Below are 17,546 nucleotides of genomic sequence, written 5' to 3' on the forward strand. Positions count from 1 at the left end.
CGAGTTGCATGGCGAGAAGGGCGCGGGTGAAGTCATTCACATGTCAGCGATAGCACGCGATAGCCTTGCTGTTGAGCAATGGTCTGCGGGTCCAGCGCGAAGCTGCAGCGGTTTTCGGACGCTTCGCCCCAGCGGGCTTCGAGGCGCTGCAGGCCGTCGGCAACAGACACCATCACGCGGCCTGCCGGGCCGACCATGCCCAACACGTTTTCATTGGCGTCGTGGAGCTGGCTGCCAAAGGGCAAAGGCTGCTGGTCTTTGGTGGCAAGGGTCAGCACCACACGGTTGGCGCGACGGGCCTGGAACTGGGTTTTGATGACTGCGCCGCGGCGAGGTATGGCATTGGCGATGCCATTGCTGATCTCGACCTCCGGGTTCAGCCGGTCGGTGTCGAGCACGAGCTGGTTCAGCCGGTAGGGACGCAAATGGGGAACCAGGGCATAGCCTTTGGTGTTGGTGCGCACGGCGCCGTGGCTCTGTAACCCCACGTCAGCGGTATCGGGGACATGCAACAGACCAATGGTTTCGCCCAGGTAGGGCCCGAATTCCAAACCATCAGCGTGCAGCAATGCCGCGCCACTCATGTTCAGCGACAGGCTGCTGTAGTCATCCGATACTGACAGGCCGGCGCCGAGGGTTGCCTGAGGTGCCTGGTAGGCCACGGACAGGCCGGCGCTTTGTTGCCGCTGTTCGCTGGATGCGACTGTGGCATTGTAGCTTACGCGGTCCACTTGGCCGTTCAACGCTGCCCGCTGCGAAGTACCGTGGGCAGAGTTTTGCAAGTCGAGGCTTAAACTGCTGCTGCGGCCGAACTCCAGCGGCAGCGATATGCTCAGGCCGAACTGACGGTCACTGCCCGAACTGTTTTGCGTCAGTGATTGCGACCCGTAGAGGTTGTAGCTGACGCCGTTGTGCGAGGTGTTGAAATTGAGCTGGAACTGACGCTGGCTATCGCTGCGTTGCCAGTAATCCTGCTGCGAAAGCGTAAGGCTGAGTGTGCTGCGCTCGCCCACACGCTGGTTGATCGAGCCCTCTATTCGGCTACGCCGGCTGCCCAGGAACAATCGGTCGCTGCTGCGCTGGCTGACCCACTCGTCGAAGTCTCGATAGCCTTGGGTGGAATAGCGGTACCCGGCAAAGCGCAAGTGTGTGCCGTTGTTGAAGGCTTTGCTGTATCTGGCACCATAGCTCATGCCTTGCAGGGAACGATGTTCCATGGGGGCGATATCGCTGCGTGCATGGGTGATATCGAAGGAAAGCGCCCCGATTGCCCCCAGGTCCCGGGCGATGCCGATGGCGCCGGCGGTGTAGCCTTGGCTGGCCATCAAGCCGCCATACAGGGTGGCATTCCAGACCATGCCCAATGCCATTGTTCCTTGCCACAGCAGCGGGTCATCATGGCTTTGGGCCGGGTTGTAGCGGCCCAGCGTGGTGCTGTAGCGCCAGACCCCGGGACGAAGCAGGTTGGTAATGCTGGCATAGGGCTGGATGAACCGCCGCACCTGGCCATCGGCTTCGGTCAGTACCACCTCCAGCTCGCCCGTGGCGCCCACGTTCAGGTCGTCGATAGCGTACGGGCCAGGGCTGACATACGTTGAGTAGATCGGGTAGCCGTTCTGCCACACTTCGAGTTTGGCGCGCGATTGCGCCACGCCGCGCAGGGTGGGGGCATAACTGCGCACCGCGTCAGGCAGCATGTCGAAATCGGAGGCAAGCCGCACGCCGGTGACTGGCACGCTGCGGAATATGTCGCTGCTGGTGAAGGTTTCGCCCAGCGTGATGTTGCCCCAACTGCCTGGCAGGTCGTGCTGGGCGTAGGTGTAGGAACGGTCCCAGGTTTGCCGGCCCTGCTCGTCGCGGCGCCAGGACTGGTTGCTGCGCAAACGCCAGCCGGCAAGGTTGATGCCGCTGTTCAGGAACAAATCCTGGCTGTTCTGGCTGCCGCGTCCGCGGCTTTGGCTTTGCTGCGTGGCCGCCTGGTAACTGACGAAGGCGGCCGGTATGCCATCTTCCCAGCGCGCCGGGTCTACCTGGCCTGCCATATCGCGCTGCAGTGCGATTTGCGGTATGGAAATAGCCAGTTGCAATAGGCTGGCATCGAAGTCGACGCGTGCGCCCGGCACCAGCCTGGGCAGGTCGAGGCAGGCGTTTTCAAGTGTGGTGGGGTCAGAAATGGCATCCAGTCGCAGCCCCAGTTCGGCCATCAGGCCGGGGGGCAGGCACGGCTGCAATTGCCCATCCCCAGCTGGCGGCTCGAACACAAGTTCATGCACGCCGGCGGGGCTCAGGTTGACCAGCACTTGCACGGGATAGCGCCCGGGCGGCAACTCTTGCTGTTCGGACAGCGCGTGCAGGGCCTGAGCGGCGTTCGTCCTGGGCTGCCCAGGGGACAGGTACAGAAAGCTTGCCTCGAACTCGGCGCCTACCGGTGGTGTGGGTGTTGCCAGCACCTTGCCGGACGCCAGGCAGAGAACCATTGGGCAAACGTGGCGCAGGCGAATACGCCTGCACCCGTGGGGTTGCAGGATCATTGTGGTTCCTTCAGGAGTAGCCGGAGGTCAGGGGGTGTCGTGCACCGGAAGCGTCAGCGGTTTGCTGATGCCGCCGTAGTCATTGATCACCGCTACGATGGCCTGCAAGCCAGGGCCTTCCAGACTGGGTGGCAGCAGGTAGCTGAGCTCGGACATGGGGGGCACCATGTCTACACCCGGCAGGGCTTCCTGTTGCTTGCCCTTGACCAGGTCCAGCCGGTTGAAGGTGTAGTGATAGGGCGTGGGGTTGTGCAAAGTCAGGTGTGGGCGGCCGTCGCGCAGGGTTCTGACCAGGCGTAGCTCCTTGAGCCTGTGCACCGGATTACCTTGAACCTGCGTCGGGCGGTAGAACAATTTAATCCGCGTGCGCAGGGCAATGTTCAGGGTGTTCTGTTTACCGTCGATGGCCTGGGGAATTTCTTGCAGGTTGAAAAAGAACAACGATTCGCGGTCCTGGGGCAGGTCGTTTGGCAGGCCGCTGATCTGAACCGACTGGTCCTTGCCTGCAGCCAGCCTGAACAAGGCCGGGGCGGTCATGAGCGGTACGGCCGTGGTGGTGTCATCGGCCTGGGTATTGACCCAGGTCTGGGCGGCGAAGGGGCGTTGGCTGGGGTTGGCAACTACCACCGAAGCGCTGCGCTGACTGCTTTCGTAGATGATGCGCGTGCTGCTGATGGTAAGGGCGGCCTGGGCGCTGTTCAGCAAGCTGGCCAGAAGCAGCAGGCAACCGCCCAGCATCGTCGAAGTGCGGGTGACGGGGAGCATGGAAAATGACCGATTTTGAGTGACAGTGGGATCCAGGTGCGCGAAGGCACCTGGCAGGGCATCAAGGCAGCGTGATACTGAAGTTCACATCTGCGTTGGCATCACCATCGGTCACTGTGCCGGTCTTCAAGTACGAAGCGTAGAACTTGAGGTCCGTTACGCCTGTGGATGCAATGTCGTAGTCCTTGGATGGCGTTCGCGGAGCGATATTTGTGAACGTATCATCCTTGATGGTCAACGCCAGGCCCTGCGCTAATCCACCGCCGCTGCGAATGGCATAGTGAGCATTTCCCGGGCCTGCATCGCCGTGGTGAGAGTTGAATGTGACTTGGCTTTTGTAAGGATTTGGAATATTGCAGCTGCCTACATCTGCATCAACGCGTAACGCGAATGGGATGTCGGGGGTGACGGTGTTGGTGTCGAAGTATTTGACCGCGTAGTTTCCAAGCTCAACGGCGCCAATTGCGCCCGAGCCCGGTATGACAATCTCGATCGGGCAAGTACCGCCGCCGTTGATATGCCCTTTGAAAAGGATTTGGCCCCTTTCATCGGCAAAAGCCGTGGTACTTGCCAGGCCCAAGGCTAGCGTCATGAAGATCTTGTTCATGGTTCAATCCGTACGTTGATAGGTTGGCTGGCTGCGTGAAAGGCACGCAGCGTCTCAGGGTTGCCAGGGCATCCTTGAAACGAGCGACAGCGTACGGGCGGGGGGGCGAAGCGGATGTAGGGCGGAGTGCGACCAGCGTGTTGAAATGTCGACAAGCACCCGGCTAGAGCGCCGGGTGCATGGAAAGATCAGTGACGGGAGGCTGGGCCGGTTGGGCTCAATAGCTGTTTTTCAGCATGCCAGTCGAAGGGTTCGTCATTCTGCTCTGCCTCGTAGCGGCGCTCCTCCAGTTGCTGGTAAACGGACAGTTCTTCATCGGGCATGTAGTGCAGGCAGTCGCCCCCGAAGAACCACAGCAGGTCCCGTGGCACCAAGTGGGCGATTTGCGGGTAGCGCTGAATCACCTGGCATATCAGGTCCTGGCCCAGGTATTGGCTTTCCAGTGGGTTTTGCGGCAGCAGGGTCAGCAGTTCGTCGAAGCGTTCGAGGAACAGGGCGTGGCTTTCCTCCGGCACCTGCTCGGCTTCACCCAGGGCCACCAATATGGTGCGCAGGTGGTTCAGCAGTTGCAGGTGATATTCCAGGTGGGGGTTAGCCATTGGGGTGGTCCTCGAGGTGGTTGAAACGGGGCGCGGAGTATACGCCGGTTGGGGAAGGGGCCGCAAAACGGCCCCTGTTTCAGCGTATCTTGCCTTGCTCCGGCAGCAGCTGTGCCTTGTCGAAGGCATCCACGTCGATCACCGCACGGCGCGCTTGCTCGGCTGCATGCAGGCGTTGCGCCTGATCAGGCTGAAGTACACCACTGTCGACTGCCGCATCGATCACCGACTGCCCGGGCGCCGGTCGTACCTTGCCTTCCTTGATTGCCTGATGCAGCGCGTTGTGCAGCGGCGTCGACGCCTCCAGCAGGTCGCAGGCCCGTTGCAGGGCTGCCACCGGGTCGCCGTCGGCTTGCGGCCTGAAGCAACCGGCAAGCAGCTCTTCCAGCGCAGGGTCGCCTTTGCTGCGTCCGATCAGCGCTGCTACCTCGGCGTCCAGTTCATCGCTCGGCCCGGTGTGACGGCGGCCGAAGGGGAACACCAGCACCCGTAGCGCGCAGCCGACGAAGCGGTTGGGGAAGTTGTCGAGCAACCGGTCCAGGGCGTGCTCCGCCTGGCCCAGGCTTTCTTCCATGGCCCAGCGCAGCAGGGGCTGCATGTGCTCGGGCGAACCGAGATCGTGGTAGCGCTTGAGTGCGGCACTGGACAGGTACAGGTAGCTGAGTACATCGCCCAGCCGCGCACTCAGGCGCTCCCGGCGCTTGAGCGCCCCGCCCAGCAGCATCATCGACAGGTCGGCCAGCAGGGCAAAGGCGGCGGCCTGGCGGTTGAGGGCCCGGAAGTAGCCTTGGCTCAGCGTGTCCCCCGGTACTTTCTCGAAAAGCCCCAGCCCCAGGTTGAACACCAAAGTGCTGGCCGCATTGCCGGCGGCGAACAGGATGTGTTTCATCAGCAGGTCATCGAATTCCTGAAGCGCCTGATCGTGGTCTTCACGCCCGGCCAATGCCATTTCCTTGAGCACGAACGGATGGCAGCGAATGGCGCCCTGGCCGAAGATCATCAGGTTGCGCGAAAGGATGTTGGCGCCTTCGACCGTGATGAAGATCGGCGCCCCTTGCCAGTTGCGGCCCAGGTAGTTGTTCGGGCCCATGATGATGCCCTTGCCACCGTGCACGTCCATGGCGTGCTGGATGCATTCGCGGCCACGCTCGGTGAGGTGGTACTTGAGTATCGCCGACAGCACCGAGGGTTTCTCGCCCAGGTCCACGGCCTTGGCGGTCAGCAGGCGGGCACTGTCCATCAGCCAGGCGTTGCCACCGATGCGTGCCAGTGATTCCTGGATACCTTCGAAGGCTGCCAGTGGCACGTTGAACTGCTCGCGGATATTGGCGTACTGGCCGGTCACCAGGCTGGTGTACTTGGCGGCCCCTGTACCCACGGCAGGCAGTGAGATGGAGCGACCTACCGACAGGCAGTTCATCAGCATCATCCAGCCTTTGCCGAGCATGGCTTGGCCGCCAATGAGGAAGTCCAGGGGGACGAACACGTCCTTGCCGCTGTTGGGGCCATTCATGAACGCGGCGCCCAGTGGCAGGTGGCGTTTACCGATTTCCACCCCGGGGGTATCGGTGGGGATCAGTGCCAGGCTGATGCCTAGTTCTTCCTCATCGCCCAGCAGGTGGTCCGGGTCGTAGGCCTTGAATGCCAGGCCCAGCAGGGTGGCGACTGGGCCGAGGGTGATGTAGCGCTTTTCCCAGTTCAGGCGCAGGCCGATCACTTCTTCGCCTTGCCACTGGCCTTTGCAGATGATGCCGGTGTCGGGCATGGCGCCAGCGTCGGAGCCGGCCAGTGGGCCGGTGAGAGCGAAGCAGGGGATTTCCTCGCCTCGGGCCAGGCGCGGCAGGTAGTGATTGCGTTGTTCGTCGGTGCCGTAGTGCAGCAGCAGTTCGGCAGGGCCCAGGGAGTTGGGCACCATCACTGTGGAGGCCAGGTCACCGCTGCGGGTGGCCAGCTTCATCGCCACCTGGGAGTGGGCGTAGGCGGAGAAGCCCTTGCCGCCGTATTCCTTGGGGATGATCAAGGCGAAAAAGCCATGCTGCTTGATATGTGCCCAGGCTTCGGGCGGCAGGTCCAGGTCCTGGCCGATCTGCCAGTCGCTGACCATGGCGCACAGCGCTTCGGTAGGGCCATCGATGAAGGCTTGCTCTTCTTCAGTCAGCTTTGGTGCCGGGTAGGCCAGCAAAGTCCGCCAGTCGGGGCGGCCACTGAACAGTTCGCCGTCCCACCACACGGTGCCGGCGTCGATGGCTTCGCGCTCGGTCTGCGACATGGGTGGCAGAGTGCGCTGGAACCAGCGGAATACCGGGGCGGTAAAGACTTTGCGTCGCCACTGCGGGAGCGCAACCAGGGCGATCTTCAGGGCCAGCACCACCCAGATCAGCGCCAGCAGCCAGCCGGGGGCACTGCTGAAAATGCCCATCAACAGCACATAGGCCGCCACGATGCCGAGAATCTGCAAGGGCGCCAGGCGCCGGTGCGTGAGGTACGCCGCGCCGATCACCAGCACCACCAACCACAACAGCAACATAATCGGTCCTCCTTGGAACCAAGGGCTTGAGCCATTCCAGACAGCTTAGACGCAATGCTGTGAACGGCATGTTCAGAACAGTGACAGGGTGTGGCGGGGGGAGTTTCAGTTCATTTGTTCGCTTGTACCGGCCTCTTCGCGGGTAAACCCGCTCCTACGACGGTGTGGCGAGCCCCCGATCGATGTGGGAGCGGGCTTGCCCGCGAATGCGATGGTGCTGCGACGGTGAATGATCTGGGATATTGGCTGGCAGGTCCGGCCCTTTCGCGGGTGAACCCGCTCCTACGACGGTATGTGGCAACATTACAGAGCGATGTAGGGGCGGCTTGCCCGCGAAGAGGCCCGTACAGGCGGCGAAGGTCTGGAGTAGACTGTGCCACCTCCGCACTCAAAAGGATGTTGCCATGCTGAAGATCTGGGGCCGCAAGAATTCGAGCAATGTGCGCAAGGCGCTGTGGATCGCCCACGAGCTGGGCCTGGACTTCGAATCCATCGACGCCGGCGGCGCCTTCGGCGTGGTCAACGAGCCGCACTACCGCGCCCGCAACCCCAACGGCCTGGTGCCGATGCTCGAAGACGGCGACCTGACCTTGTGGGAATCCAACACCATCGTCCGCTACCTGTGCGCGGAGTACGGTACGGAGCAGGGCTGGTATCTGGCAGACCCACGCCAGCGCGCCCTGGCCGACAAATGGATGGACTGGACCACATCGTCCTTCGCTACCCCATTCCGGCCCCTGTTCTGGGGCCTGCTGCGCACGCCGGAAGACCAGCGCGACTGGGTGGCGATCAACGCCGCGCACAAGCAGTGCGCGCAATTGCTGGCCATTGCCGACGAAACCCTGGCCAGTCAGCCATACCTGTCCGGTGACCAGATCGGCATGGGCGACATCCCACTGGGTAGCTTCATCTATGCCTGGTTCGAACTGCCCATCGAGCGCCCGGACATGTACCACCTTCAAGCCTGGTATGAACGCCTGAAGCAACGCCCGGCCTACCAGGCCGCCGTGATGACCGCGCTCACTTGAACCCGCTTCGATAGTCATTATCAATAGATGTGACTGTACTTGTGCAGCCTGGCCTTGCACCATGGCTGCACTCACTGCGCCAGTGACTTTACCTGGCGTGTCCTGCACCTTTTTCTTCGGTAAGTGACCCGCTATGAGTTCCGCCCTGTCCATCCGACAGCTGACCAAGACCTACGGCAATGGCTTTCAGGCCCTCAAAGGCATCGACCTTGATGTTGCCGAAGGCGACTTCTTCGCCTTGCTCGGCCCCAACGGCGCCGGCAAATCCACCACCATTGGCATTCTCTCGACCCTGGTGAACAAGACCAGCGGCACAGTGAACGTGTTCGGTCACGACCTGGACCGCGAGCCCTCCGCGCTCAAGCGTTGCCTGGGCGTGGTGCCGCAAGAGTTCAACTTCAACCAGTTCGAAAAGACCTTCGACATCGTCGTGACCCAGGCCGGGTACTACGGCATCCCGCCCAAGCTGGCCAAGGAGCGCGCCGAGCAGTACCTGACCCAGCTGGGCCTGTGGGACAAACGTGATGTGCAGTCGCGTTCGTTGTCCGGCGGCATGAAGCGGCGCCTGATGATTGCCCGCGCATTGATCCACGAACCGCGCCTGCTGATCCTGGACGAACCCACCGCCGGGGTGGATATCGAGCTGCGCCGCTCGATGTGGAGCTTCCTCACCGAGCTGAACCAGAAGGGCATCACCATCATCCTCACCACCCACTACCTGGAAGAGGCTGAGCAGCTGTGCCGTAACATCGGCATCATCGACCATGGCACCATCGTCGAGAACACCAGCATGCGCCAGTTGCTGGGCAAGCTGCATGTCGAAACCTTCGTGCTCGACCTCAAGCAGGACCTGGCCGCCGCGCCGGTACTGCAGGGCTACCCGTGCCGACTGCTGACCCCGCATACCCTGGAAGTGCAGGTGGAGAAGGACATCGGCATCACCGCACTGTTCGGCCAGCTGGCGCTGCAGAACATCGAGGTACAGAGCCTGCGCAACAAGACCAACCGACTCGAGGAGCTGTTCGTGTCCCTGGTGGAAAAAAACCTGTCGAAGGTGGCCGTATGAGTGTGGAACTGCGCACCAACTGGGTCGCCCTGAACACCATCGTCTACCGCGAAGTGCGGCGCTTCCTGCGCATCTGGCCGCAGACGTTGCTGCCGCCAGCGATCACCATGGTCCTGTACTTCGTCATCTTCGGTAACCTGATTGGCCGGCAGATCGGCGACATGGGTGGCTTCACCTACATGCAGTACATCGTGCCGGGGCTGATCATGATGTCGGTGATCACCAACTCCTACGGCAACGTGGTGTCGAGCTTTTTCGGCAGCAAGTTCCAGCGCTCGATCGAAGAACTGATGGTGTCGCCGGTGTCGCCGCACACCATTCTCGTCGGCTATGTGCTGGGTGGGGTGCTGCGTGGTTTGGCGGTGGGTGTGATCGTGACCATCCTGTCGATGTTCTTCACCGACCTGCAGGTGCACCACCTGGGCGTGACCGTGGTGGTGGTGCTGCTGACAGCCACCATCTTTTCGCTGCTTGGCTTCGTCAACGCAGTGTTCGCGCGCAACTTCGACGACATCTCGATCATCCCGACCTTCGTGCTGACGCCGCTGACCTACCTGGGCGGCGTGTTCTACTCGATCAACCTGCTGCCGCCGTTCTGGCAGACCGTGTCGTTAGCCAACCCGGTGCTGCACATGGTCAACTCGTTCCGCTACGGCATTCTAGGGGTGTCGGATATCAGCATTGGCACGGCGATCACCTTCATGCTGGTGGCCACTGCGGTGCTCTACGTTGTTTGCGTTCGCTTGCTGGTCAGCGGCCGCGGCATGCGTGCCTGAAGCCCTGCACCGGCATTGGCGACGACGCCACTGCCGGCCCACCCACCAGCGCCAGTAGAACATGGTGGAGAAGTAGGCAAGGATGCCCAGCACCACGCCGCACACCACCGAGCCGAGCAGGAAGGGTTGCCACAGCGTCGACAGCTGGTCGGTGATCCACTGGAAGGTCAGCTCGTCGGGCAGGGTGCGCGGCGGTACCTGCATCAGCCAGGCACCGGTCATGTAGGTGACGAAGAACACCGGCGGCATGGTCAACGGGTTGGTCAGCCACACCAGGCTGACGGCGACCGGCAGGTTGCCGCGCACCGGGATCGCCAGGGCCGCCGCCAGCAGCATCTGCATCGGGATGGGAATAAGCGCCGCGAACAGGCCCACACCCATGGCTCTGGCCACCGAATGGCGGTTCAGGTGCCAGAGGTTGGGATCGTGCAGCAACTTGCCGAAAAAGCGTAAGGATTTGTGTTCCCGAATGCTGGTCGGGTCCGGCATGTAGCGTTTGAAAAGTCGGCGCGGCATGTAGGCTCCCGGAGCGTTGACCCTGGCAGTATGCCCTTAATCCTGCTCCGACTCGTTTAGAGTTTGTGACAATTGTTGAGCAAGCGTTGCCGGCAATTGGGCTATGCCTCAGGAGGTGATTCGCCTTCTGGAGCTCTACCTCATGCGCACAGGGATGTTTGCGCTCGCGCTCGGGCTGTTGTGCCTGGGCTTTCTGCCCGCATTGCCATCGGTCGGATGGTTGATAACCCTGACAGCCTGCGCTGTCGGCAGCCTGTTTACCCGCGTATGGCCGTTGGGTTGGTTTCTGCTGGGCTTGTGTTGGGCGTGCGGGTCTGCTCAGCAGGCCCTTGATGATCGTCTGGCTGCCGGCCTGGAGGGTCGCACCTTGTGGCTGGAGGGGCGGGTGGCGGGTTTGCCGGCCCGCACTGCACACGGTGTGCGTTTCGAGCTGGAAGCGCCACGCTCGCGGCGGGCCGAACTGCCTCAGCGCCTGCAACTGAGCTGGTTTGACGGCCCGCCGCTGCGGGCGGGCGAGCAGTGGCGGCTGGCCGTGACCTTGCAGCGCCCGGACGGGCTGCTGAACCCGCATGGGCCCGACCGTGAAGCGCAGTTGCTGGCGCGACGGGTGGGCGCGACGGGTACGGTCAAGGCGGGGCAGTTGCTGGCGCCAGTCGCCGGTGGTTGGCGCGATGCACTGCGTCAGCGCTTGCTGATGGTCGAAGCCAATGGCCGACAGGCAGCGCTGGTGGCCCTGGTGCTTGGCGATGGTGCGGGCCTGGCCCGGGAGGACTGGCAGACGTTGCAGGCCACCGGCACGGTGCACCTGCTGGTGATTTCCGGCCAGCACATCGGCCTGGTCGCCGGTTTGCTCTATGGCCTGGTCGCCGGGCTGGCGCGTTGGGGGCTATGGCCGGCAAGGCTACCGTGGTTGCCCTGGGCCTGCGGCCTGGCCATGGCCGCAGCGCTGGCCTACGGGTGGCTGGCTGGCGGTGGGGTGCCAGTGCAGCGGGCCTGCCTGATGCTGGCCGTGGTGTTGCTCTGGCGTCTGCGCTTTCGCCACCTTGGCGCTTTTTTTCCGTTGCTGGTTGCACTGGTCGCCGTGCTTGTCTTCGAGCCACTGGCGGCGTTGCTGCCTGGGTTCTGGCTGTCGTTCGCCGCCGTGGCCACGCTCATCTACTGCTTCAGTGCCCGGTTGGGTGGTTGGCGGCCCTGGCAGGCCTGGACACGAGCGCAATGGGTGATCGCTGTCGGCTTGCTGCCGGTGTTGCTGGCCACGGGCTTGCCGGTGAGCCTCAGTGCGCCGCTGGCCAACCTTGTGGCGGTGCCGTGGGTCAGCCTGGCGGTCTTGCCGTTGGCGTTGCTGGGCACGCTGATGTTGCCGCTGGCGGGCGTTGGCGAGGCGTTGCTCTGGCTGGCAGGTGGCCTGCTGGATGTGCTGTTCCGCGGGCTGGCGCTGGTGGCGCAGCAGCGTCCGGCATGGGTTCCGGCGGCCCTGCCGTTGTGGGCTTGGCTGCTGGTATGTCTGGGTGCGCTGTTGGTTTTACTGCCCCGTGGTGTGCCGCTGCGCGGGTTGGGAGGGGTGATGCTGCTGGCGCTGTGGGTGCCCCGGGAGCCGGTGCCGTTCGGCCAGGTCGAGGTCTGGCAGCTGGATGTCGGCCAGGGGCTGGCGGTGCTCTTGCGTACGCGGCATCACAGCCTGCTCTACGATGCCGGGCCGGCCAGGGGGGAAAGCGACTTGGGGGAACGCGTGGTGTTGCCAACCTTGCGCAAGCTGGGGGTGGGCGGCCTTGACGTGATGGTGATCAGCCATGCACATGCCGATCATGCGGGCGGGGCCGTGGCCATTGCGCGTGGTTTGCCGATCAAGCGGATAATCGGTGGGGAAGCGCTGGTTGATGTTCCGTTGCAGCCTTGTGCCAGTGGCGAGCAATGGGATTGGGATGGCGTGCGTTTTTCGCTGTGGCGCTGGGTGGACGGGCAGAGCAGTAATGACCGTTCCTGTGTGTTGTTGGTCGAGGCGCAGGGCGAGCGCTTGCTGCTGGCGGGGGATATGGAAGCTGCTGCCGAAAGGGCCTGGCTGGCGGACACTGAAATGCCGCGTATCGACTGGCTGCAGGCGCCGCATCATGGCAGCCGCAGCTCGTCCACCGAGGCGTTCGTCCGGGCTACCGCACCGCGCGGGGTATTGATTTCGCGGGGGCGCAACAACAGCTTCGGGCACCCGCACGTGCAGGTGGTCGAACGGTATGGGCGGCATGGGGTGGTGATGCATGATACGGCGGTGGAGGGGGCATTGCGGTTGGTGCTGGGGCGGCATGGGGTAGTCGAGGGGGTTAGGGGGCAGCGGCGGTTCTGGCGGGTTCGAGGGGAGTGAGGCAGAGGCAGGCATCTGCCAGCCCAGACCCCAATTCCCTGACCTCCGGCAGATGAGCCCTCGGCGCGCCTATGGTAGAGTGGCGGCCTTTTTCCGAAGGGGCGTTTATTGTGTGGGAATTGGTCAAGTCCGGTGGTTGGATGATGCTGCCGATCATTCTGAGCTCCATCGCTGCCATGGCTATCGTCGTCGAACGCCTGTGGACCTTGCGCGCCAGTCGCGTCACCCCGCCGCACCTGCTGGGCCAGGTATGGATGTGGATCAAGGACAAGCAACTGACCAGTGACAAGCTCAAGGCCCTGCGTGCCGATTCGCCACTGGGTGAAATCCTCGCGGCGGGCCTGGCCAATTCGCGTCACGGTCGGGAGATCATGAAAGAGTGCATCGAGGAGGCCGCCTCGCGCGTCATCCATGAACTGGAGCGCTACATCAGCACCCTCGGCACCATCGCCGCCATGGCGCCTCTGCTGGGCCTGCTGGGCACCGTGCTGGGCATGATCGACATTTTCAGCGCCTTCATGGGCTCGCAGATGACCGCCAACGCCGCCGTGCTGGCCAGTGGTATCTCCAAGGCCCTGGTCACCACTGCGGCTGGCCTGATGGTCGGTATCCCGGCAGTGTTCTTCCACCGTTTCCTGCTGCGCCGCATCGATGAACTGGTCATCGGCATGGAGCAGGAGGCGATCAAGCTGGTGGAAGTGATCCAGGGTGACCGTGAAGTGGAAGTGGCCGGAGGCAAGGCGTGAAGTTCCGGCGCAATCGCCAGCGGGAGAACGTCGACATCAACCTGGCGTCGCTGATTGACGTGGTGTTCGTCCTGCTGCTGTTCTTCGTGGTTACCACCACCTTCACCCGCGAAACGCAACTTCGCGTCGAGCTGCCCGAAGCTACCAGCGCCGAGCCGGCGCCGGCCGACCCGGGCAAGCTGGTGGAAATCACCATCAGCGCCGAAGGCGTGTATTCGGTGAACAACCACCTGCTACCCAAAAGCGACCTGGCCACCCTGAGCGAGGCCATAGAGCGCGAGTCGGGCGGAGACAACAAGTTGCCGCTGGCCATCAGCGCCGACGGCAAGACCCCGCATCAGGCTGTGGTCACCGCAATGGATGCTGCCGGCAAGCTCGGTTTCAGCCAGTTGCGCATGACCACCGTCGAGGCGGCCCAGGGCACGCCTTGATGGCGTTCGCCGACCGCTTGCTCGCTGCCTGGTATGCCGGGCACCCGGCGCTGGCGCTGCTGCGACCGCTGGAGGCCTTGTATCGCCGCGTGGTCACGCGCAAGCGCGCGCGTTTTCTAAGGGGTGACAGTGCCAGCTACCGGGCACCGGTACCGGTTATTGTGGTGGGCAACATCACCGTCGGTGGCACCGGCAAGACGCCGATGATCCTCTGGCTGATCGAACACTGTCGCCAGCAGGGGCTGAAGGTGGGTGTGGTCAGCCGCGGTTATGGTGCCAAGCCTCCACAGCTGCCCTGGCGGGTGCAGGCCGATCAGGCGGCCGATCAGGCGGGCGACGAGCCGCTGCTGATCTTGCAACGCACCGGCGTGCCACTGATGATCGACCCGGATCGCTCCCGTGCCGTGCAGGCATTGCTGGCCAGCGAACCCCTCGACCTGATCCTGTGCGACGACGGTATGCAGCATTACCGCCTGGCCCGTGACCTGGAACTGGTGCTGATCGACGCTGCCCGCGGCCTGGGCAATGGCCGCTGCCTGCCGGCGGGGCCCTTGCGTGAGCCGGCCGACCGCTTGCGCGAGGCTGACGCGGTGCTGTTCAACGGCGCCAGCGAAGACCGCACCGATGGTTTCGGTTTCCGCCTGCAGCCATCCGCCCTGGTCAACGTGCGCAGTGGCGAGCGCCGTGCGCTCGACCATTTCCCCGCCGGCCAGCGCCTGCATGCGGTGGCCGGTATCGGTAACCCGCAACGTTTCTTCAACACCCTGCTGGGGCTAAACTGGCAGCCGGTGCCGCATCCCTTCGCCGACCATGCGCAGTTCAGTGCCCGGAGCCTGGCTTTCAGCCCGCCACTGCCGCTGGTCATGACCGAGAAGGACGCGGTGAAATGCCGGGCCTTTGCCGCTGACGACTGGTGGTACCTGGCCGTCGAAGCGCAGCCTACGCCGGCTTTCAGCGCCTGGTTCGACAACCAGCTGCAACGCTTGTTGCGCAAACCCTGAGCCCGTTTTCAATTTCCGGCCACCTGGCCTAAAGGAAGCCTCCAATGGACACCAAACTGCTCGATATCCTGGCCTGCCCGATCACCAAGGGCCCGCTCAAGCTGAGCGCCGACAAGACCGAGCTGATCAGCAAAGGCGCTGGCCTGGCCTACCCGATTCGCGACGGTATCCCGGTCATGCTGGAAAGCGAGGCACGCACCCTGACCGACGACGAGCGTCTTGACAAATGAGCCTGGAATTTACGGTAGTAATCCCCGCCCGGCTGCGCTCCACCCGCCTGCCAGGCAAACCGCTGCTGCTGATTGCCGGCAAGCCGATGGTGCAACATGTGTGGGAGCAGGCCCGCAAGAGCGGTGCCAGCCGTGTGGTCATCGCCACCGACGACACCAGCATCCTTGAAGCCTGCCAGGCCTTCGGCGCCGAAGTGCTGATGACCCGTGCCGATCATGAATCGGGCACTGACCGCCTGGCCGAAGTGGCCGCGTACCTCGGCTTGCCGGCTGACGCCATCGTGGTCAACGTGCAGGGCGACGAGCCGCTGATCCCGCCGGTGATCATCGACCAGGTGGCGGCCAACCTGGCTGCGCATCCGGAAGCGGGCATCGCCACCTTGGCCGAGCCTATCCATGAGCCGGAAACCGTGTTCAACCCTAACGCGGTCAAGGTGGTGAGTGACAAGAACGGCCTGGCTCTGACGTTCAGCCGGGCGCCGCTGCCCTGGGCCCGCGATACCTTCGCCAAGGCCCGCGACGTGCTGCCGGAAGGAGTGCCATATCGCCGCCATATTGGCATGTACGCTTACCGTGTCGGCTTCCTGCACGACTTCGTCAGCTGGGGCCCATGCTGGCTCGAGCAGGCTGAAGCGCTGGAGCAGCTGCGTGCCCTGTGGCACGGCGTACGCATTCACATCGAGGACGCCATCGAGGCGCCTGCCGTGGGTGTCGACACCCCTGAGGATCTGGAGCGCGTACGGCGCTTGCTGGAGGCCTGATGCGCGTCCTGTTCGTGTGCCTGGGCAACATCTGCCGCTCGCCCACTGCCGAAGGCGTGCTACGCCATCAATTGCAGGCCGCCGGGCTCGCCGACAAGGTGCAGGTGGCTTCTGCCGGCACCGGCGATTGGCATGTCGGCAAGGCGCCAGACAGCCGCACCTGCAAGGCGGCGCTGGCGCGTGGTTACGACCTGTCGCAGCAACGCGCCCAACAGGTCAAGGCATCGCACTTCGCCGAATACGACCTGGTGTTGGCCATGGATGAGCACAACCTGCGCGATCTGCGGGCCTTGCGCCCGTCCACGGCAGTGGGCGAACTCGACCTGTTCCTGCGCCGCTACGGTGCAGCCCTGGATGAAGTGCCAGACCCGTACTACGGTGGCGCCGACGGCTTCGAGCAGGTGCTGGATCTGGTGGAAGCGGCTTGCCAGGCGCTGGTACTGGAAATCAAGGGGCGTCTATGACAGTGCAGTGGCAGGAGCAGGTATCGCTCAAGCCTTACAATACCTTCGGCATCGACGTGAAGGCGCGCTATTTCAGTCAGGTGCAGGACGACCAGCAGGTGCGCCAGGCATTGGACCAGGCACAGCAAAGGGGCCTGCCGGTACTGGTGATCGGGGGTGGCAGCAACCTGCTGCTGACCCGCGATATCGATGCACTGGTGCTGCACATGGCCAGCCGCGGTCGGCGTGTGCTCAGTGACGATGGCGAGCGTATCGTGGTCGAGGCCGAGGCCGGTGAGCCGTGGCACGCGTTTGTGCAGTGGGCGCTGGCGCAGGGCTATTGCGGGTTGGAGAACCTCAGCCTGATCCCCGGCACCGTCGGTGCTGCGCCGATGCAGAACGTGGGCGCATACGGGGTGGAGATCAAGGACGTATTCGCCGGGCTGACAGCCCTGGACCGTGAGACGGGCGAGCTGCGTGACTTCGGTTTGGCAGAATGCGCTTTCGCCTATCGCGACAGCCTTTTCAAGCGCAACCCTGGCCGCTGGTTGATCCTGCGGGTGCGCTTTGCCCTGACCCGCACCCTGCACGCTCATCTGGATTACGGCCCGGTGCGCCAACGCCTGTCTGAGCGGGGTGTGACCGAGCTGACCGCGCAAGCGATCAGTGATGCAATCTGCAGCATTCGCCGCGAGAAGCTGCCAGATCCGGCAGAGCTGGGCAATGCCGGGAGCTTCTTCAAGAACCCGGTGGTAACGGCTGATCTGGTCGAGCGTATTCGCGCGCAGTATCCCGGTGTCGTGGCATACCCACAGGCTGATGGCCAGGTGAAACTGGCGGCGGGCTGGTTGATCGAGCAGGCGGGCTGGAAGGGCCATCGTGAGGGTGATGCTGGCGTGCATCGCTTGCAGTCGCTGGTGCTGGTCAACTATGGCCAGGCGAGCGGGGCGCAGATGCATGCGCTGGCGCGCAAGATTCAGGCGGATATCTTCGAGCGGTTTGGGGTTGAGCTGGAGATGGAGCCTAATCTTTACTGATTTGCCGGCTGTGAACCCCCGTAGGAGCGGGTTTACCCGCGAAAGGGCCGGGCCTGGTGGCCAATTTCCACCTGCTGTTCACCGTTGCCGCCGCTACCGTATTCGCGGGTAAACCCGCTCCTACAC

16 protein-coding genes and 1 pseudogene are annotated in these 17,546 nt (G+C 63.5%); 11 read left to right on the plus strand and 6 right to left on the minus strand.

Annotated features, from left to right (window positions below):
- Positions 1 to 32: 32 nt before the first annotated feature.
- The 5 genes from V7787_RS33745 to V7787_RS33765 all read right to left on the minus strand — a co-directional run bounded on the left by V7787_RS33745 (position 33) and on the right by V7787_RS33765 (position 7,029).
- Positions 33 to 2,531 (minus strand): fimbria/pilus outer membrane usher protein, encoded by a 2,499-nt coding sequence (locus V7787_RS33745; RefSeq protein WP_064491460.1) that lies wholly within the window; start codon positions 2,529 to 2,531, stop codon positions 33 to 35.
- 27 nt (positions 2,532 to 2,558) lie between these two features.
- Complete coding sequence (locus V7787_RS33750; RefSeq protein WP_064491461.1) at positions 2,559 to 3,296, minus strand: fimbrial biogenesis chaperone; 738 nt, start codon at positions 3,294 to 3,296, stop codon at positions 2,559 to 2,561.
- 61 nt (positions 3,297 to 3,357) lie between these two features.
- Positions 3,358 to 3,903, minus strand: a complete 546-nt coding sequence (locus tag V7787_RS33755; protein WP_064491462.1) for a fimbrial protein — start codon at positions 3,901 to 3,903, stop codon at positions 3,358 to 3,360.
- Positions 3,904 to 4,091: 188 nt separating this feature from the next.
- The gene (locus V7787_RS33760) at positions 4,092 to 4,502 is read right to left on the minus strand and encodes a PA2817 family protein (protein ID WP_064491463.1); all 411 of its coding nucleotides are present in this window, start codon (positions 4,500 to 4,502) and stop codon (positions 4,092 to 4,094) included.
- Between the two features lie 79 nt (positions 4,503 to 4,581).
- Complete coding sequence (locus V7787_RS33765; protein WP_064491464.1) at positions 4,582 to 7,029, minus strand: acyl-CoA dehydrogenase; 2,448 nt, start codon at positions 7,027 to 7,029, stop codon at positions 4,582 to 4,584.
- 404 nt (positions 7,030 to 7,433) lie between these two features.
- On the opposite strand from V7787_RS33765, the gene V7787_RS33770 reads away from it, so the two are divergent.
- The 3 genes from V7787_RS33770 to V7787_RS33780 all read left to right on the plus strand — a co-directional run bounded on the left by V7787_RS33770 (position 7,434) and on the right by V7787_RS33780 (position 9,899).
- Positions 7,434 to 8,057, plus strand: a complete 624-nt coding sequence (locus V7787_RS33770; protein ID WP_010952921.1) for a glutathione S-transferase — start codon at positions 7,434 to 7,436, stop codon at positions 8,055 to 8,057.
- Positions 8,058 to 8,190: 133 nt separating this feature from the next.
- Positions 8,191 to 9,123 (plus strand): ABC transporter ATP-binding protein, encoded by a 933-nt coding sequence (locus V7787_RS33775; RefSeq protein ID WP_010952922.1) that lies wholly within the window; start codon positions 8,191 to 8,193, stop codon positions 9,121 to 9,123.
- A complete protein-coding gene (locus V7787_RS33780) occupies positions 9,120 to 9,899 on the plus strand; it encodes an ABC transporter permease (RefSeq protein ID WP_003247128.1) in 780 nt (259 codons plus the stop codon). The genes V7787_RS33775 and V7787_RS33780 overlap by 4 nt, the downstream gene beginning before the upstream one ends.
- A gap of 3 nt (positions 9,900 to 9,902) precedes the next feature.
- Here V7787_RS33780 and V7787_RS33785 read toward each other — a convergent pair.
- A pseudogene (locus V7787_RS33785) lies at positions 9,903 to 10,415 on the minus strand (DUF2062 domain-containing protein); the annotation flags it as partial.
- A 142-nt stretch (positions 10,416 to 10,557) separates the two neighbouring features.
- Between V7787_RS33785 and V7787_RS33790 the strand changes: the two are divergent.
- From V7787_RS33790 to murB, 8 genes are all read left to right on the plus strand, one after another.
- On the plus strand, positions 10,558 to 12,771 hold the full coding sequence (locus V7787_RS33790) for a DNA internalization-related competence protein ComEC/Rec2 (protein ID WP_336091730.1): 2,214 nt from the start codon (positions 10,558 to 10,560) through the stop codon (positions 12,769 to 12,771).
- A gap of 110 nt (positions 12,772 to 12,881) precedes the next feature.
- Positions 12,882 to 13,517 (plus strand): MotA/TolQ/ExbB proton channel family protein, encoded by a 636-nt coding sequence (locus tag V7787_RS33795; RefSeq protein WP_026031862.1) that lies wholly within the window; start codon positions 12,882 to 12,884, stop codon positions 13,515 to 13,517.
- Entirely contained in the window at positions 13,514 to 13,948 is a 435-nt protein-coding gene (locus tag V7787_RS33800; protein WP_010952926.1) for an ExbD/TolR family protein, read from the plus strand. Before V7787_RS33795 ends, V7787_RS33800 begins: the two co-directional genes overlap by 4 nt.
- Complete coding sequence (gene lpxK, locus V7787_RS33805; RefSeq protein ID WP_336091733.1) at positions 13,948 to 14,949, plus strand: tetraacyldisaccharide 4'-kinase; 1,002 nt, start codon at positions 13,948 to 13,950, stop codon at positions 14,947 to 14,949. Before V7787_RS33800 ends, lpxK begins: the two co-directional genes overlap by 1 nt.
- A 44-nt stretch (positions 14,950 to 14,993) precedes the next feature.
- Positions 14,994 to 15,179 (plus strand): Trm112 family protein, encoded by a 186-nt coding sequence (locus V7787_RS33810; RefSeq protein ID WP_003247142.1) that lies wholly within the window; start codon positions 14,994 to 14,996, stop codon positions 15,177 to 15,179.
- Entirely contained in the window at positions 15,176 to 15,940 is a 765-nt protein-coding gene (kdsB, locus tag V7787_RS33815) for a 3-deoxy-manno-octulosonate cytidylyltransferase (RefSeq protein WP_003247143.1), read from the plus strand. The genes V7787_RS33810 and kdsB overlap by 4 nt, the downstream gene beginning before the upstream one ends.
- Positions 15,940 to 16,404 (plus strand): low molecular weight protein-tyrosine-phosphatase, encoded by a 465-nt coding sequence (locus V7787_RS33820; RefSeq protein WP_064491353.1) that lies wholly within the window; start codon positions 15,940 to 15,942, stop codon positions 16,402 to 16,404. Before kdsB ends, V7787_RS33820 begins: the two co-directional genes overlap by 1 nt.
- Positions 16,401 to 17,420 (plus strand): UDP-N-acetylmuramate dehydrogenase, encoded by a 1,020-nt coding sequence (gene murB, locus V7787_RS33825; protein WP_064491352.1) that lies wholly within the window; start codon positions 16,401 to 16,403, stop codon positions 17,418 to 17,420. Before V7787_RS33820 ends, murB begins: the two co-directional genes overlap by 4 nt.
- Positions 17,421 to 17,546 lie beyond the last annotated feature (126 nt).

Source organism: Pseudomonas sp. CGJS7 (assembly GCF_036961695.1).

Bases quoted from the DNA above. Each gene is read 5' to 3' on its own strand.
- V7787_RS33745 (WP_064491460.1), bottom strand. From the start codon at position 2,531: ATGATCCTGCAACCCCACGGGTGCAGGCGTATTCGCCTGCGCCACGTT.
- V7787_RS33750 (WP_064491461.1), bottom strand. From the start codon at position 3,296: ATGCTCCCCGTCACCCGCACTTCGACGATGCTGGGCGGTTGCCTGCTG.
- V7787_RS33755 (WP_064491462.1), bottom strand. From the start codon at position 3,903: ATGAACAAGATCTTCATGACGCTAGCCTTGGGCCTGGCAAGTACCACG.
- V7787_RS33760 (WP_064491463.1), bottom strand. From the start codon at position 4,502: ATGGCTAACCCCCACCTGGAATATCACCTGCAACTGCTGAACCACCTG.
- V7787_RS33765 (WP_064491464.1), bottom strand. From the start codon at position 7,029: ATGTTGCTGTTGTGGTTGGTGGTGCTGGTGATCGGCGCGGCGTACCTC.
- V7787_RS33770 (WP_010952921.1), top strand. From the start codon at position 7,434: ATGCTGAAGATCTGGGGCCGCAAGAATTCGAGCAATGTGCGCAAGGCG.
- V7787_RS33775 (WP_010952922.1), top strand. From the start codon at position 8,191: ATGAGTTCCGCCCTGTCCATCCGACAGCTGACCAAGACCTACGGCAAT.
- V7787_RS33780 (WP_003247128.1), top strand. From the start codon at position 9,120: ATGAGTGTGGAACTGCGCACCAACTGGGTCGCCCTGAACACCATCGTC.
- V7787_RS33790 (WP_336091730.1), top strand. From the start codon at position 10,558: ATGCGCACAGGGATGTTTGCGCTCGCGCTCGGGCTGTTGTGCCTGGGC.
- lpxK (WP_336091733.1), top strand. From the start codon at position 13,948: ATGGCGTTCGCCGACCGCTTGCTCGCTGCCTGGTATGCCGGGCACCCG.
- V7787_RS33810 (WP_003247142.1), top strand. From the start codon at position 14,994: ATGGACACCAAACTGCTCGATATCCTGGCCTGCCCGATCACCAAGGGC.
- kdsB (WP_003247143.1), top strand. From the start codon at position 15,176: ATGAGCCTGGAATTTACGGTAGTAATCCCCGCCCGGCTGCGCTCCACC.
- V7787_RS33820 (WP_064491353.1), top strand. From the start codon at position 15,940: ATGCGCGTCCTGTTCGTGTGCCTGGGCAACATCTGCCGCTCGCCCACT.
- murB (WP_064491352.1), top strand. From the start codon at position 16,401: ATGACAGTGCAGTGGCAGGAGCAGGTATCGCTCAAGCCTTACAATACC.